Genomic DNA, 15200 nt, shown 5'->3' on the forward strand with positions numbered 1-15200 from the left:
ACCAATGTCATGGACCAACTGATCCTCGTCATCGGTCTCTTGCCACGGGTGACAGCCGCCGCACGACCATAGGAGATCCGTATTCACGATTTCGGAGGTCAGCATGCGACCTGGTAACCCGTGGCCCGAAGTCGAGTACCTCGTAGGCTTCCGGGACGACGTCCGGGTCGGGTTCGACGCCACGTCGGTCAGCCTCGCCACACCCGTGAGCACCTTCGCCGTCCGGCTACCCGAGGGGGGTGTCCGGGACGCCCTCGCCCGGCTCGCCGGTGACCTCGTCCCCATGGACAAGGCCCTCGATGGACTCGGCCCCGCCGAACGCGTCCAGTTCCAGCGCCTGTTGGGCCGTATCGGACGTCTGCTCGTGCGGGGCGTACGGATCGACGGGCGAGAGCTGATCCGACTCGAGCACACCGCGTACGACGCGGCTCCCGAGGCCGCGGACGTACGACCGGACAGCCTGGTGAGGCTGTCCCGGTTCGCCCTGTGCCGCACCAGGTCCGGGACGTTGGTGCTGGAGTCGCCGCTGGCCAAGGTCAGGGTGCTGCTGGTCCACCGGGCCGCCCGGGCGCTCGTTGCGTCGCTCGCCGCCGCTGCGCGCGTCGGCGATCTCGCCGAGTCGGCCGGCGGCGGCCTGACGGCGGATGAGGCCGGCGCGCTGCTGGGCCTGCTGGCCAGCGCCGGATTCGTCGAAGTCCGTTCACCCGGCGAGGAGTTCGACGGGAACTTCGAAGAGGGCTTCGGCAAGGAGGAGGATCCGACCCTGCGGCAATGGGACTTCCACGACCTGCTGTTCCACTCGCGCATCCGCAGCGGACGGTTCGACGAACCGCTGGGCGGCGTGTTCCCGCACAAGGGGAAGCTCGCCCCGCGCCCCGCGGTCAAACCGCCGCCCGACGGGCCCTCGGTCGCCCTGCACCGCCCCTCGCTGGAAGACGTCACCCGGCGCGACCCCGGCCTGACCGCGGCGCTGGAAGGCCGCAGGTCGTTCCGCAGCTACGGCGAACAGCCGCTCACCGTCGAGCAGATCGGCGAATTCCTCTACCGGGTGGGCCGGGTCAGGACCCGCTTCGTCCCGTCCGAGGGCGACGAACCGGGCGGCGAGATCGTCTCGCGCCCCTATCCCACCGGCGGCTCGGCCTTCGAGCTCGAGCTGTACCTGACCATCCAGCGGTGTACGGGCATCGATCAGGGCATCTACTACTACGACCCGGTCGGGCACCGGCTCGTCCTGGTGAACGGCGATCCCCTCGACCGCAGGGCGATGCTGGAAGTGGCGTCCGCGGCGACGTCCAGGGAGGCCGACCCCGACGTCCTGCTCACGATGACCTCCCGTTTCCAGCGACTGTCCTGGAAGTACAGCGGCATGGCTTACGCGACAACCCTGCGGCACACCGGCGTGCTGTACCAGACCATGTACCTGGTGGCGACGGCGATGGGGATGGCCCCGTGCGGTCTGGGCATCGGGAACGCCGACATGTCGGCGCGTGTCCTCGGCCTCGACTATCTACAGGAGTCGTCCGTGGGCGATTTCATCCTGGGCAGCCGGCCGCCGGGCGACCCCGGCATCTGGGACCGGGAACAGGGCTGGGAGTGGGTCAACGACCCGGAGTGGGCTGCATGGGCCGGCTCGGAGCTGCGCCGGGCCTGAGCACACGGAAAGAAATTGAGAATTGAGCCCCCATCGAATAGGTGGGGGCATTCATTTTCCCATTCGACGGAACTCGGAATTCCACTTGCCTGCTCGTGATATCAGTAATCGCGCACGTGACAAGTGTCAATCGAAGGCGCCACACGCTGGTTTCCGGCCAGGAAATTCGAAATAGTTTCCTTGTGCGGCCGTCCGGTCGCACAAGGAAACTGTTGAGGAGTTCTCAATGAACACCATCTCGGTCAACTCTGCCGACGTCGAGCAGGTCTTCGCCTCGTTCGACGTGACCGAACTGGAGGTCCTGGAGGTCTCGCAGGGCGTGGCCCTGCCCGAGATGGGCGCCTCCGGCGGCAGCGGCGGCACGTCGTCGTCCTCGTCGACCTGCTCTTCGTCCACCTGCTGACGAAGGCCGATCGTCTGATCCGGTGAGACGGACGGCGGTGTTCGCCCCCTCGGGGGTGAACACCGCCGTCCGCCCGGGACCGGGCCCGTGGATCAGCCTCGGCGGGCGACGTGCAGCGCGGTGGCCCACAGGACGGCGGCGGCCCCGAATCCCAGCAGGACACGGACGTTCGCGGCGTCGACGCCGCCGGCCAGCGTCAGGACCGCGGCCAACGCCAGGGCCATGAGCAGCGCACCGGTCCACCAGTACTGCGGCTGCGCAAAGGACCGCGCGAGCGGGAGGAAGTGCAGCCCGACGATCAGGCACACCGCGGCGGGAACGTAAAGCCACAGGCCGAGCCGGCCGAGGAGCAGGATCGCCGCGACGACCGCCACGGTCTGACCGATATTCACCTGGCCGAAAACCCGGAAGCTGTTCGGCGCCACCCGGCGCATACGCCTTTGGCCCGGCAGCGCGCCGAACCGGATGGTGAGGGTCACCGCCGTGACCGCCACGGCCGCCGCCAGCGCGACTATGCAGAACAACGCCGGCGCGGACACCCGAGGTATTAGTCCTGACACCCCCAGGATTTCCCACATCGATGCGAAAACGGACATGATGACCGCGCCCTGTACGGGCCGGTTTTCGCTCAATTTTCGGCTGCCGGATTCATTGATCACCGGCCCAGCGTACCGCAACGCTTCATCCCGAAATGCAGTACAGCTGTCATGAAACACATGACGCTTGTCAGGAAGTAATCGGCAGTCCTTTTCTGATCGCATTCGATTCTTGAAAGATGAGTGCCCATGAGTGCCAATGCGCCGGAAGACCACCCCGCAGGAGTCCGGCTCTTCACCAGAGCGCCGGTGACGCTGGGGTGGCTCTCCAGGTCCGTGGTGCCCCTCGCCCGCGCCGTGCGCGACAGCGGGGGCGCCGTCGTACGGCTGCGTCGGGGATGGCTGCACGGCCCGCACGTGGACATCATCGGCCGGGGTGCGCTGGGCCAGGAACTCCCCTGGGAGAGCCTGGCACGGCAGCTGGACGCCGGTCCCCTGCCCGGGGACCGGGCGCTGGATGAAGAGACCTACCTCGCGCAGGCACGGGAGTTCGGCCGGCTGGAAGCGGTGCCGCCGCCGTATCTTCCGATGCGCGAGCACGGGGAAGTCGAGTTCCTCAGCCCGCAGGACGTGGCCCCGGGCGACCCGCTGCTGCACGGCCTGCGGGAGGCCGAGGTCGTGCACGGTGTGCTGTGCCCGCCGCTGATGAACACGATCGAGGAACTGACCCGGGATCCGTCCCTGGCCACCACCCGTCTCGCCGAGGCCTTCGTCGCGCTGGGCGACTCCTACTTCCTGGGGCTGGCCCACGGCGCCTTCTCGTTCCGCTCGCACGCCGAGGCCTTCCTCGCCTGGGCGGCCCCCAGCAAGGACATGCGCCCGGTGTTCGCCGAGCGCCTGGCCCAGGAGGCGCCCCTGTTGCGCACCGTGGTGGAGCAGCGGCTCGCGGGGGAGGTCGGCCCTGCTGCGGCCGAGTGGCGTACCGCCTTCGCCTACTCCACCGGTGCCCTGGACAGCGCGGTGACGGAGGGCCGGCTGACGCCCGCGATGCTGGACGCGGTCACCGACTCCGTGGACAACACAGCCATGGGCCCGCCCACCGCGCCCGAGGTGGTCCCCCGGGGCAAGCACCCCGACACCGCTTTCCACCGGGCCACCGTCGAATCCGGGGTGATCGACAACCCGCCCCCGTGGTTCGCCGCGTATCGCATGCTGATCAACCTCTTCTACCAGCAGCTGCCCGTGCTCACCGTCTCCCCGATCCAGCGGTACTACATGTGCTACGCCCTCGCCGAGACGATCGACGAGGTCGTCGGCGAGACCTGGCAGGAGCGGCTGGCCAAGGGACAGGTGCGATGGGCAAGGGCCCAGGAGGCCACCCGATGACCGCACTCGAGACGCCGGCCGTCACCGCGCCGCAGCCGGCCCGCCCGACCCCGCACCAGGAGCCCCTGTGGCTCCTGCGCATCAACCCGCTGCTCCGCAGCCGTCTCGGGGATCCCGACCTCAGGGATCTCCTGGCCCGGCTCGCGGAGGCCGAACGCGTGGTGCGGTCGGCAGCCGAACAGTGCTCCGAGGAGCTCTACGCCCTCATCGGCACCACGGCCGACGACGGCGAGCGCGGCCGGCTCATCGCCGTACGCCGCGCCGTCCACAACGACCGACCCGTCAAGGACGTCCCGCCGACGGCGCCCTCGGTGTCCGGCTGGCTGCGGGCGACGGAGCTGCGCCGCGGACTGCGCGAGGAGGTGGCCCGCCACTACGAGCAGGCGGCGGACCGGGAACGCCGGACGCTCGCGGAGCTGCTCGGCGACGAGCACCTGCGCCGGTCGCTGGCCCTCGTCTCCCCCGAGGTGTACGAGGAGTCGGAGCGCTACCGCGCCGCGGTCGCGGGTCCGGACCGACTCTCCGCGCGCAGCCGCAAGTCGGAGCGGGGACTGATCCAGTACGTCACGCGGGCCATGGTGCGCACCAGCCCGCTCGCCCGCTTCACCGCCGTCGGCATCGCCCGGCCCGGGCCCGGCGGAGTCGACCCGGGCGAGGTGGGCTTCGACGGCGCCACCGCCTTTCCGGGCCTGGACCGCGTCATGCTGGCCTACGTCCTCGGCGGCCTCAGCCCGGCCACGGGCGCCGCGCTGCTGAACGCCTGGGTGGCCCTGTCCCCCACCTCCGCCCTCGACGAGGGCCGGGACACGCTGTACTTCCTGCGGCCCACCGAATCCGGCTTCCAGCGGCTGTCGGCCCCGGTCAAGGGCGTCGTACGGGCGCTGGTCGACGCGACCGTCATGGGCCCAAGGCCGGTGCGCTCGGTGGTGGCGCACATCGCCGCGCAGACCGGGTGTGCGGCGCAGGACGCAGCGAAGGCCGTACTGCAGGCGGTCCACCAGGGCATCCTGTGCAGCTACGACGAGCCGGAGGACGGGGCCGCCGAGCTGTCGGCGCTGCTCACCCGGCCCGGGACCCCGGGCTCCGCGCTGCTGGACGACGTCAGGTCCCGGCTGCCGCGCTTCGCGACCGGGCCCGCCGCTGACCGCAGGGCCGAACTCCGGGCGATCGAGGGGGACTTCGAGCAGCTCAGCCAACAGGCCCGGCGGCCCGCACGGGTCACGGTCGAGGAGGATTACGTCCTGTCCCCGCTCACCGTCGACTCCAGCCGCTGGCGGCGTCCGCTGGCTGACGTCGGCGCGACGGTGGAGCTGTTGTCGGTGTTCGACTGGCTGCACGACGTACGCGTGATCACGACGGCCACGTTCGTGCAGCGCTTCGGTGCCGGAGCGTCCGTTCCGCTCACCGAGCACGCCGAGTCCCTGGTCCAGGAGGTCTCCCGGCGGGCGGCCGTGATGGGCGAGTCGTACGCCCGGGGCGACGCGGACGCGCTGCGCGGACTCGGCACCGCGGACGGCAGCCTGGAGCAGCTGTTCGCCCTGCGCCGCCGGGTGATCGAGGAGACCCAGTCCCGCATCACGAAGGCAGTGGACGGCGGAGCGCCCGACATCGCGCTGTCCGCGCAGGAGGCCGTCGAACTGACCGCAGACCTGCCGCGGCGCATCCGCCAGGACCCGATGAGCTACGGGGTCATGGTGCAGGCCGCGGGCGAGCGGCTGGTGTTCAACGACGGGCTGCCCGGACACGGCATGCTGTACGCCCGGTTCCTGGACGCCGACCGGAAGCTGGGCGGCGATTCCCTCCCCCATCTGGCGCGGCGGCTCCTCGACCGGTACGCGTGGGACGGCGCCCGTGTGGTGGAGGATCTCGGGCTGCACCGCCTCAACGTGAACGCCCATCCAAGCATCCTCCCGGAGGGGCTGCGGCCCGACGACTGGTTCTCGCTGCGCCTGGTGCACGACACGGAGTCCGACACGCTCGCCGTCGAGGACGCCGACGGACGGCGCATCCGCGTGCTGCCGCTGGGCACCGGCCACCCGGGGCTCTTCCCGCCACCGCTGTCCCTGGCCACGTCCCTGTCCACCGGCGGCCGGCTCAACAACGACCTGCTCGACGGCTGGCACCGGGCACAGCCCCGCGACCGGCGGCACACGCTGATGTGCCCCAGGATCTCGATCGGCGACGTCGTCCTGGCCAGGCGCCGCTGGTACGGCGGCGGGGAGCTGGCCTCGGCCGTGGGCGCCGGACCCGCGGAGCACGAGCGGCTGCTGGCGCTGACCGCCTGGCGCGCACATCACGGCGTTCCCGAGGAGGTCGTCGTCAAGACGGCGTTCGGGCAGGACTCGCCGCGGACCCTCGACCCGGCCGACGTACTGCCCCGCCGGCTCCAGCACAAGCCGCAGTACGTGGACCTCTCCAGTGCGCTGAGCACCCGGGTGCTGCCGAAGATGCTGGACCGCCGGGCGACGGAGGAAGAGGCCGTCAACTACCTGGAGGAGGCGCTGCCTTCGGTGGTGGGCGGGACGCACGCGCAGGAGTGGGTGGTGGAGATCGGACGCACCCCGGGCGGCCTGTTCCAGTACGAGGGAGACAACCGATGAGCATGAGAGCAAGGCCGTATCTGCACTGCGCACCGGTGCCGGGCGGGGTGTACTTCAGCGGCGCGCGGGCCCAGTTCGTCCTCAAGGGCTGGGACGGTCTGTTCAAGGTCGCGGACGTGTGTGTCCCGCTGCTCGAACGGGGCACGACCGAGGACGAGTTGGTGGCGGCGCTGGGCACGGAACGGGCGCGGCCCGTGGTGCGCCGGCTGACGGGCGGGCTGCGCGCGCACGGCATGCTGCTGGACGAGGACGTCCTGAGCGGGGCCGGGCCGAGCGACGAGGACCGCAAGCAGTACGCGGGCTCGCTCGCCTATCTGGAATCGGTGTGCGCCGATCCGTATGCGGTCTTCGCCAGGGTCCGCGCCGCCCGGGTCGCCCTGTTCGGACCGCCGGACGCGGTACGTCCGGCTTCCCGGGGCCTCGATCGTGCGGGGGTCGGCCAGGTGCTCACGCCGGACGTCGCCGAGTTCGGCGAGGCGGACGCCGTGATGTGGTGCGGCACCGACGAGGAGCTGCGGGCCGGATGGTTCCGGATCCACGGTGCCGGGCGGATACCGGACGGCGTGCCGGTCGTACCGGTCGTGCTCGACGACCGTGTGCTGCAGGCGGGCCCGGTCGTCCGGGACGCCGGCGGGTATCCGGTGCTGTTGGCTGTCCGAGGCAGGGTGCTCGGATGGGCCCGGGGCGAGGGGCTCGGGCCGGCCGCCCGGCCTGTCGCGGACGCGATGATCGGCGCGATCGCCGGCCAGCTGATGTTCGATGCCCTGGCGGGGATCGAGGAGGGCGGCGCGACGCACGTGGTGCACGGCGCCGAACTCGTCGCGGAACGCGTCCTCCTCGGCGCCGTCGGCACGGTGGACGAAGAGCCCCGGACGCTCGATGACGCACCCGCCGAACCGCTCCCCGACCCCGACGAGGCGATCGAGCGGGTCAACGCCCTCACTGCTCGCTGGAAGGGCCTGTTCACCCCGGCGCGCACGGAGCAGACCCTCCCTCAAATGCCCTTGGCTGTAAGGGAGATGGAGTTGCGGTCCGATATCCCGGGGCGGATCACCGTATGGGCGCCCGACCAGAGGTCCGCCACGGTAGGGGCCGCCCTTGAGGCGCTGCGGCGCTCGGGCACGACGGCCGAGGGTGAGACGGCTGCCGCCGGGCAGACGGTGGAACGCTGGCTCCTGGACGGGGTGTTGCGGCTGCTCGCCGACGAGGCGGAGCCCGCGCACACGGCTCCCGTGGAGAGCGAGGAGACGGCCCGTATCCGGCGGACCCTGCAGGACCGACAGCCGGAGCCGCTCACCGTCCGCCTGCTGCACGTTCCCGGCCTCGACTGGCGCCTGGCCCGCGTCGAACGCACCGACGGCGGCGAGGATTTGGGAGCGGCCTGGGCCCCCGACGGCGACACCGCGGTGCGCGAGGCGCTGAGTACGGCCCTGGCCCGGGCCCAGGTGAACGCCACCCGTGGCGCCGGGGCCGGTGTGCCCGCGCTGCGCACGGACTCCGTCAGCTCCGCGGCCGAGGAAGAGATCCGCTGGCTGCGCGAGCAGGCCGGCCGGCTCGCCGCGGCACGGGGCGTCCGCTACACGGGGCGTCCCCTGCGGGCGGACCTCGCGCTCGGCGAGATCCCCTTCTGGTCCGGCCCCGTCCGCGCCCGACAGCTCACCCAGGAGCCCCGCGATGCGCGATGAACAGCAGTACGGCCCCGGCATGACGGCGCTCCGCGACACCTCCTGGGAGGAGACGCTGCGGCGGATCGGCGGCGCGGTGGGCGCCACGGTCGCGCTGAACCGCGGCTGGGACCTGGCCTGGGAGCGGGCGCAGTGGGAGAAGAGCGCCGCGAACGGCGAGGAACTCGTCTCGGTCCGGGTCTACGACGACGAGGTGATCGTCGGTCCGCGGTGGGTGCCCGGCACGGACTCCGGCTGTGCGGCCTGCGCCGAGGTGCGGGAACGCAACACTGCCGAGCATCCCCTGGCGGACACCCTGGAGGCACCGCGCGTCGTTCCGCGCGCGTCCCGGCCCCTGCTGCCCGATCTGCTCGACGCTGCCTTGGAGAACCTGGCCGATCATCCCCTGCGGCCGGGCGAGTTGTACGCGATCGGCAGCCAGTACGTGCGACGGCACCGCATCCCGCGCAGTTTCTTCTGCCCGGCGTGCGCCGACCACGGAAAGGTGCTCGACGACGACTGGCGGCCCGCCCCTTTGGCGCTGCGCGCCGAACCACTCTCCCCGCAGGACCCGACGCGCGGCACCGGGGGCGCCCGCCTAGTGGAACCCGGCGCCCTGCGCGAGCGTCTGCTCGACGCCCGCTACGGACCGATCCAGGTCATCATGCGCGAATCGAACGTCCCGTTCGCCATGAGCATGTGCCTGGCCCCCGACGCCGCCGCCCCGGGACACGGCCGCGCGGGCACGTTCGCCGAAGCCGACCCGGTCGGGATCATCGAAACCTACGAGCGGCTCGGCAGCTTCCCCTTCGACGCCCCGCTCCTGCTGGAGCGCACCTATCGCGAGGTGTCCGAGCACGCCCTGGATCCGGCCACCCTGGGCGAGCACACCGAGCAGCAGCTGACCCACCCGAGCTGCCAGGTGCTTCCGTACACGGCGGACACGCCCATGGACTGGGTGTGGGGTCACGACCTGGCCTCCGGCGAACCGCAACTGGTCCCCGCCGAGGCCGGTTTCTACCAGTACGAGCAGCGGTACAAGCTCTCCCGGCACGCGGCCCGGGCGGCACGCGTGACCGCACGGCAGGCGCGCGCGGAGGGCCGTACGCCCGAACCGGGCACCCTGCGCAAGTACTTCCACGACTCGTCGAGCGGCTGCGCGGCCGGAGCGAGCCTCGAGGAGGCCGCCCTGCACTCCCTGCTCGAACTCGCCGAACGGGACGCCTTTCTGCTGTCCTGGCACCGCCGGACACCGCTGCCCCGCATCACGAACGAGTCGATCACGGACCCGGAGAACCGGAGCCTCATCGACCTGATCCAGACCCGCGGCTTCGACGTGCACGTCCTCGTGGCCCGGCAGGACATCGACCTGCCGATCGTCTGGGTGCTCGTCGTGAACCGCCGCAACCCGTTCCCCGCCACATACTCGTCCGGCGGCTCGGGAGCCAACCCGGACACCGCGATCCGCGGCGCCCTGCGCGAGGTCGCCCAGCTCGTCACCAACAAGGTGCAGTGGAACCGCGAAGAGGCCGAGGGGATGCTCGACGACCCCTGGAAGCTGGTGGAGCTCGAACAGCATCCGCAGCTGTACACCCTCCCCGAGAAGCTGTCCCGGGTCACCGAGGTCCTCGGCGGCCCGGAGATCACCCTGCGGGAGGCCTTCCCCGGCTGGCCGGACGCCCTGCGCCGGGCCTCCGGCGGCACGGTGCGCGGCGCCCTGGACCATGTGCGCGGGCTGTACGCGGACGCCGGGCTCGACCGGATCGTGCTGGTGAACCAGACCACCCGCGAGCACACCGACATCGGTGTCGCGGTCGCCAAGGCCGTCGTCCCCGGCATTCTGCCGATGTGCTTCGGCCACGCGCAGCAGCGTCTGAGGAACCTGCCGCGTCTGACGGCCGCGCTGGCCGGGACACCGGAGGAGACCCGGGAAATCCCCTATGACCCGCACCCGTTCCCGTGAGCGGCCCGACGTGCGGTCGCGTCCCGAGGAGAGACGCATGAGCGAGACGACGACCGGTACGGTCCGGCGGGGCCCCGTGGACCTGCCGCCGCCGTTCGGCGACAACAACATCGAACGCGAGCCCCTGTGGTACGAGTACGGCGCCGGTTGCGATGAACCGCCCGTACCGCCCTGGACCTGGGTGGCGGAGCCGCCCATGACCTCGCACGTGGCCCCGCCCCCGCCCGCGTGCGTCCGCGGCGGACGGCGTACGGAACTGCCCCGGGGAACCGCGGAGTTGCTCGGCACGCTGCCCTTCCCGCACGGCCGGGCGGCCCCGTCCGACCCGGACGAGGCCCTGGCCCGTGCGCTCGTCGCGGCCTTCGGAGTGCAGTGGTCCGACCCGGAGAACGTCTACAACCCGCACCGCGGCTACGCCTCACCGCGCTGCCTCTACCCGGTGCAGGTCTTCGTCGACGACGGTGAGCGCTGGCACCTGCTCGAACCCGAGCGGCACGCGCTCACCGCGCTCACCTCGGGCCGCCACCGCGGGCGGCACCGGCGAATCGCGCTGACCGGGAGGTACACGCGTATCCCCCGCGGCTACAAGTGGTTCCGCGGCTCGCTGGTGAACCTGGAACTCGGCATCACCCTGCGCTCCCTGGCGCTGGCCCTCGAACTGTTCGGGCTGTCGGGCCGGCTGGTGCTGCCGCACGAGGGCTCGGCAGGCCTGCTGGACGAACTCGGGCTGACGCCGAGCTGGGAATGGTCGCTGCCCCTCGTGATCGAGCTCGGGCCGGACGGTGTCGCCCGGTCCGCTGCCGAGCCGGAGCCGTCAGCAGTGCCCGAGGAGCGCCCGGAAGGCGCGGCGCTCAGGGATCTGGTGCGCGTCAACCGCGCCCAGGCGTTCACCGACCCCGCGGCCCCCGTGACCCCGGCCGTTCCGGCACATCTCCCGTCCACGCGCGGAGCGTCCGGGGACTGGGCGGAGCTGATGTGGCAGCGCAACTCCGGCCGTATGCCGCGCGGTCTGCTCGGCATGAGCGGCCGGCGCACCCGGATGCCCGCCGGCTCCGTGCGGGACGCGATCCGCTGGCTCGGCGTACCGCCGCCCGGACCGACCCTGCGGGCCGTGTCCGAGCTGGTGACGGTCACCGCCGTGGTCCAGGACGTCGAAGGCCACGAGGACGGTATCCACCGCGTCCGCGACAGCGAGGCGGTCCTGCTGTCCGCGGACCGGACCGCGGCGGCCCGGCTGGAGGCGGAGTACGGGTACGGCCTCAGCACGGACGCCGGCTGCGACATCCGCAATGCCGCGGCGATCTGGTTCCTGTCGGTGAAGCCGCGCGAGCTGTTCGCCCGCTTCGGGCCGGGCGGGTGGAGCGCGGCGCAGTACTACTGCGGCTGGGCCCTGCACGGCCTGTGCCTGTCCGCCACGGCGCACGGGATGTTCGCCCGCCCGGTCCGCGCCTTCAACGAGATACCCACGCAGCGCATCCTCGGGCTGGAACCGGACGAGATGGTCGCGCTCGCCGCGGTGGCCGGCACCCCCAGGCACGCGACCCATGAGCTGCTGGACATCAGAATCTGATGGAGGAGAACGCCTTGGCACAGCAGACAGCGCCCGGCCACCTGGAGTCCGACGGCGACACGACGTCGCGTACGCACTGGAGTGCCTGGCATCTACATCTGGCCTCGAACGCACAGTCGCTGCTGGACCGGGTGGTGAACGACGTCGTCGCGCCGACAGTGCGATCGCTCGACGACGCACCCTGGTTCTTCATCCGCTACTGGCAGGGCGGCCCCCATGTCCGACTGCGCGTGGGCGACTTGAGCCCGGCGGAATTCGACCGGGTGGAAGGGCTGCTGCGGGAGCGGCTGGAGAGCACGGGACAACCGGCCGCCGGTGAGAGCCCGTTCGGCGAGGACGCGTACCGGACCGAGGCACGCCTCCTCGCGCGCAGCGAGTACGGCGACGACGCGGACGTGGCGGCACTTCACGCCCCGGGCGTGCACCGCGCCGTCTACGAGCCGGAGACCGCACGCTACGGCGGCCCGCAGCTGATGCCGCGCACAGAACGGCTGTTCCAGCTGTCCAGCGAGCTGGTGCTCGCTCTGCTGCCGCACGTGTCGACTCCCCAGGCGCGTTCCGCTCTGGCCCTGCGCGCCACGGTCTCCGCGGCCGCCGCGCTCGGCGACGAGGCGGAGCAGGCCGCCTTCTACGCCAACAGTCTGCTGGCCTGGCGCTCCTGGGCGGCCGGATTCGGCTGCACCCAGGAGCAGTTGGACCAGCTGTGCCGTATCACCAGGACAGCCGCGAAGCCGCTCGATCCCGCGCAGCACGGCCCCTTCGGCGCCTGGCACGCGGCCCTGTCGGAGCTTGTCGGAGAGATCCGCACCACCACGACGACCGTCCCCGGACAGATCCTCGTCTCACACGTGCACATGCTCCACAACCGTCTCGGCCGGACCCTCTTCGACGAACTGCGCACCTACGCCTGGCTGGCCGACGCCTTCCCGGCCGCCGAACCGGCCCACGGAGCCCGCCGATGACCGACCAACCGCGTATCGCCGTGGTCGGTTCAGGCGTCGGAGGGCTGACCCTGGCCGCGGCCCTCGCCGCGTCGGGCACACGGTGCGAGGTGTTCGAACAGACCCGCTCCATGGCGGAGATCGGAGCAGGGGTACAACTCGCCCCGAACGCCGCCCGCCACCTTCGCCGGCTCGGGCTCCAGCCCGCGCTGCGGGAGCTGGCCGTGGCCATCGAGGAGATGCGCGTGTACCACTGGGCGGGCGGACTGATCGCAGGCACTCCGTTCGGACTCGCGTGCGAGAAGCTGTACGGGGCGCCCTACTACGCCGTACACCGCGCGGACCTTCAAGGGGCGCTGCTCCGGCTCGTCGGGCCGGAACCGCTGCGGCTCGGGCACAAGCTGCAGGGCGTCTCCCGCGACGGCGAGGACATGGTGCTCACCTTCGCGGACGGAACCACGCATCGCGCGGACCTCGTCGTGGGGGCCGACGGCATTCATTCGGTGGTCCGGGAGTCCCTCGTCCTCGACGCACCGGTGTTCTCCGGTCTCGGCGTCTTCCGGGGCCTCGTTCCGGTCGGCCGGTTGCCGGCCCCGGCACGCGAACCGCTGATCAGGATGTGGCTGGGTCCGGGTCGGCACTTCGTGTGTTACCCGGTGGCCGGTGGACGGCTGATGAGTTTCGCCGCGATCGCCCCGCTCGGCGAAGCCGGAGCGGAGTCCTGGTCGGCGGCCGGCGACCCCGCAGAACTGGTGGCGGCCTTCGACGGCTGGCACGGACTGGTCTCGGACATCACCCACGCCACCGACACGGTGCGCCGCTGGGCCCTGTACGACCGGCCGGAGCTGCATACCTGGTCTGCCAACCGGCTCACGGTGCTCGGCGATGCCGCGCACCCGATGCTTCCCTTCATGGCGCAGGGCGCGAACCAGGCCGTCGAGGACGCGGTGGAACTGGCCTCGCTGCTGGCCGGTGCCCGCCGCGACGAGGTACCCGACCTGCTCGCCAGGTACGAGAAGGCCCGCGCACCGCGTACGGCGGCCATACAGCAGGGCTCACGAGGTCATGCGGACTCCATGCACCTGGCCGACGGCCCGCAGCAACGCGAACGGGACCGGGCGATGCGCCGGGCCGCGGGCCTGACCGGACTGCGCGAGCGCGCATGGCTCTACGGCCATGAAGCCGGGGCGCCACGTCGTACGGACCAGGCAGGAACGGGAGTGGTGTCATGACAGCCGACGGCATGCGTGTGGCCGTGGTCGGGGCGGGGGTGTCGGGACTCGCCGTCTCCATCCTGCTGCGCCGACGCGGTGTGCGCTGCGACGTGTACGAGAAGTCGGACGCGCTCGGCGCGGTGGGCGCGGGAATCCAGCTGTCTCCCAACGGTGCTCGCATTCTCCATGAACTCGGTGCCGAGCCGTCCATTCGCCAAAGGGGCAGCACAGCGCGCGCGATCGAGACGAGGCGCTGGAACGACGGCACGCTCCTGTCCCGTGTCGCGCACGGAAACGTCTGCGAGGACCGGTTCCGGGCGCCCTACTACCTCGTTCACCGTGCCGATCTGCAGGCCTGCCTCGTCGACCTGCTGCCGCCGGGGCAGATACATCTCGGGCGGGCGGTGAGCGGCGTCGTGGAGCACGACGACCGGGTGGAGCTGCGCTTCGCCGACGGTGGCTCGGCGACGGCTGACGTGGTGATCGGCGCGGACGGTGTGCACTCCGCCCTGCGCGGTGCGGTGGTGGACGACAGGCCGGTGATCTCGGGTTATTCGGTGTACCGGGGGCTGGTACCGGCCTCCGCCGTGCCGTCCTTCGAGGACGATCCGCGGGTGATGTTCTGGTTCGGCCCCGGCCGTCATGTCACGTACTACCCCGTCTCGTCCGGACGGACGGTCCACTTCAGTGCGGTGTGTGCCGATCCGTCCGCGGGCACCGCTCCGCGCAGCTCGGCCGCCGACGGCAGGGACCTGTTGGCGGAGTTCGACGGCTGGCACGAAGACGTCAGGCAGGTCGTGCGCGCAGCAGGATCGGTGACCCGTTGGGGGCTGTTCGACCGGAACCTGTCCGACCGGTACCGCACTGGTCGCGTGGCTCTGGTCGGTGACGCCGCTCACCCCATGCTTCCCTTCCTGTCGCAAGGGGCGAGTCAGGCGCTGGAGGATGCCGTCGCACTGGCGGACAGCCTCACCGAGGACATGACCGACGTGCCGGGTGCGCTGCGCAGATATGAGGCGATCCGGATGCCCCGTACGGCCGAGGTCCACCGGCAGTCACGGCTGCGCTCCAGCACCTTCCACCTCTCTGACGGACCGCTTCAGGCCGAACGCGACGCCACGCTGGCGGAACAGCGGGATCTCACGCACCTCGACTGGCTCTACGGGGACGCCATCCGGTCGATCCACGCTCTGGCCGGGCGCTGACTGCTGACCGTCCCGTAAGTTCAGAGCGCGGGGCGGGATCGCGTAAGTGCGATCCCGCCCCGCGCGA

General features: G+C 71.6%; 11 protein-coding genes. 10 read left to right on the top strand and 1 reads right to left on the bottom strand.

Translation table 11 applies throughout. The features are described 5' to 3' along the window. The first annotated feature begins 103 nt into the window (after positions 1-103). Together QF037_RS21850 and QF037_RS21855 are read left to right on the top strand one after the other, a co-directional pair. Positions 104-1651 (top strand): SagB/ThcOx family dehydrogenase, encoded by a 1548-nt coding sequence (locus QF037_RS21850; RefSeq protein ID WP_307027768.1) that lies wholly within the window; start codon positions 104-106, stop codon positions 1649-1651. Positions 1652-1877: 226 nt separating this feature from the next. Beyond that, positions 1878-2054: a thiazolylpeptide-type bacteriocin gene (locus QF037_RS21855; RefSeq protein WP_307027770.1), complete on the top strand. Its 177-nt coding sequence runs from the start codon at positions 1878-1880 to the stop codon at positions 2052-2054. A 92-nt stretch (positions 2055-2146) separates the two neighbouring features. Here QF037_RS21855 and QF037_RS21860 read toward each other — a convergent pair whose 3' ends face one another. Then, positions 2147-2713, bottom strand: a complete 567-nt coding sequence (locus tag QF037_RS21860; protein ID WP_307027772.1) for a hypothetical protein — start codon at positions 2711-2713, stop codon at positions 2147-2149. 126 nt (positions 2714-2839) lie between these two features. On the opposite strand from QF037_RS21860, the gene QF037_RS21865 reads away from it, so the two are divergent. From QF037_RS21865 to QF037_RS21900, 8 genes are read left to right on the top strand one after another with little or no spacing between them, the layout of a single operon-like run. Next, positions 2840-3976: a hypothetical protein gene (locus QF037_RS21865; RefSeq protein WP_307027774.1), complete on the top strand. Its 1137-nt coding sequence runs from the start codon at positions 2840-2842 to the stop codon at positions 3974-3976. Next, complete coding sequence (locus tag QF037_RS21870) at positions 3973-6576, top strand: lantibiotic dehydratase (protein WP_307027775.1); 2604 nt, start codon at positions 3973-3975, stop codon at positions 6574-6576. The genes QF037_RS21865 and QF037_RS21870 overlap by 4 nt, the downstream gene beginning before the upstream one ends. Next, positions 6573-8261 (top strand): hypothetical protein, encoded by a 1689-nt coding sequence (locus QF037_RS21875; RefSeq protein WP_307027777.1) that lies wholly within the window; start codon positions 6573-6575, stop codon positions 8259-8261. The genes QF037_RS21870 and QF037_RS21875 overlap by 4 nt, the downstream gene beginning before the upstream one ends. Further along, complete coding sequence (locus QF037_RS21880) at positions 8251-10203, top strand: TOMM precursor leader peptide-binding protein (RefSeq protein WP_307027779.1); 1953 nt, start codon at positions 8251-8253, stop codon at positions 10201-10203. The genes QF037_RS21875 and QF037_RS21880 overlap by 11 nt, the downstream gene beginning before the upstream one ends. A gap of 37 nt (positions 10204-10240) precedes the next feature. After that, positions 10241-11773 (top strand): hypothetical protein, encoded by a 1533-nt coding sequence (locus tag QF037_RS21885; protein WP_307027781.1) that lies wholly within the window; start codon positions 10241-10243, stop codon positions 11771-11773. A 14-nt stretch (positions 11774-11787) separates the two neighbouring features. Beyond that, positions 11788-12735, top strand: a complete 948-nt coding sequence (locus tag QF037_RS21890) for a thiopeptide-type bacteriocin biosynthesis protein (RefSeq protein ID WP_307027783.1) — start codon at positions 11788-11790, stop codon at positions 12733-12735. Next, the gene (locus QF037_RS21895; RefSeq protein WP_307027785.1) at positions 12732-13946 is read left to right on the top strand and encodes an FAD-dependent monooxygenase; all 1215 of its coding nucleotides are present in this window, start codon (positions 12732-12734) and stop codon (positions 13944-13946) included. Before QF037_RS21890 ends, QF037_RS21895 begins: the two co-directional genes overlap by 4 nt. Then, on the top strand, positions 13943-15133 hold the full coding sequence (locus QF037_RS21900; RefSeq protein ID WP_307027787.1) for an FAD-dependent monooxygenase: 1191 nt from the start codon (positions 13943-13945) through the stop codon (positions 15131-15133). Before QF037_RS21895 ends, QF037_RS21900 begins: the two co-directional genes overlap by 4 nt. Positions 15134-15200: the final 67 nt, after the last annotated feature.

This window comes from Streptomyces canus (assembly GCF_030815415.1).
In the GTDB taxonomy this organism is placed as follows: domain Bacteria; phylum Actinomycetota; class Actinomycetes; order Streptomycetales; family Streptomycetaceae; genus Streptomyces; species Streptomyces canus_F.

Coding starts and splice junctions, on each gene's coding strand:
- QF037_RS21850 (WP_307027768.1), top strand. CDS start 104: ATGCGACCTGGTAACCCGTGGCCCGAAGTCGAGTACCTCGTAGGCTTC.
- QF037_RS21855 (WP_307027770.1), top strand. CDS start 1,878: ATGAACACCATCTCGGTCAACTCTGCCGACGTCGAGCAGGTCTTCGCC.
- QF037_RS21865 (WP_307027774.1), top strand. CDS start 2,840: ATGAGTGCCAATGCGCCGGAAGACCACCCCGCAGGAGTCCGGCTCTTC.
- QF037_RS21870 (WP_307027775.1), top strand. CDS start 3,973: ATGACCGCACTCGAGACGCCGGCCGTCACCGCGCCGCAGCCGGCCCGC.
- QF037_RS21875 (WP_307027777.1), top strand. CDS start 6,573: ATGAGCATGAGAGCAAGGCCGTATCTGCACTGCGCACCGGTGCCGGGC.
- QF037_RS21880 (WP_307027779.1), top strand. CDS start 8,251: ATGCGCGATGAACAGCAGTACGGCCCCGGCATGACGGCGCTCCGCGAC.
- QF037_RS21885 (WP_307027781.1), top strand. CDS start 10,241: ATGAGCGAGACGACGACCGGTACGGTCCGGCGGGGCCCCGTGGACCTG.
- QF037_RS21895 (WP_307027785.1), top strand. CDS start 12,732: ATGACCGACCAACCGCGTATCGCCGTGGTCGGTTCAGGCGTCGGAGGG.
- QF037_RS21900 (WP_307027787.1), top strand. CDS start 13,943: ATGACAGCCGACGGCATGCGTGTGGCCGTGGTCGGGGCGGGGGTGTCG.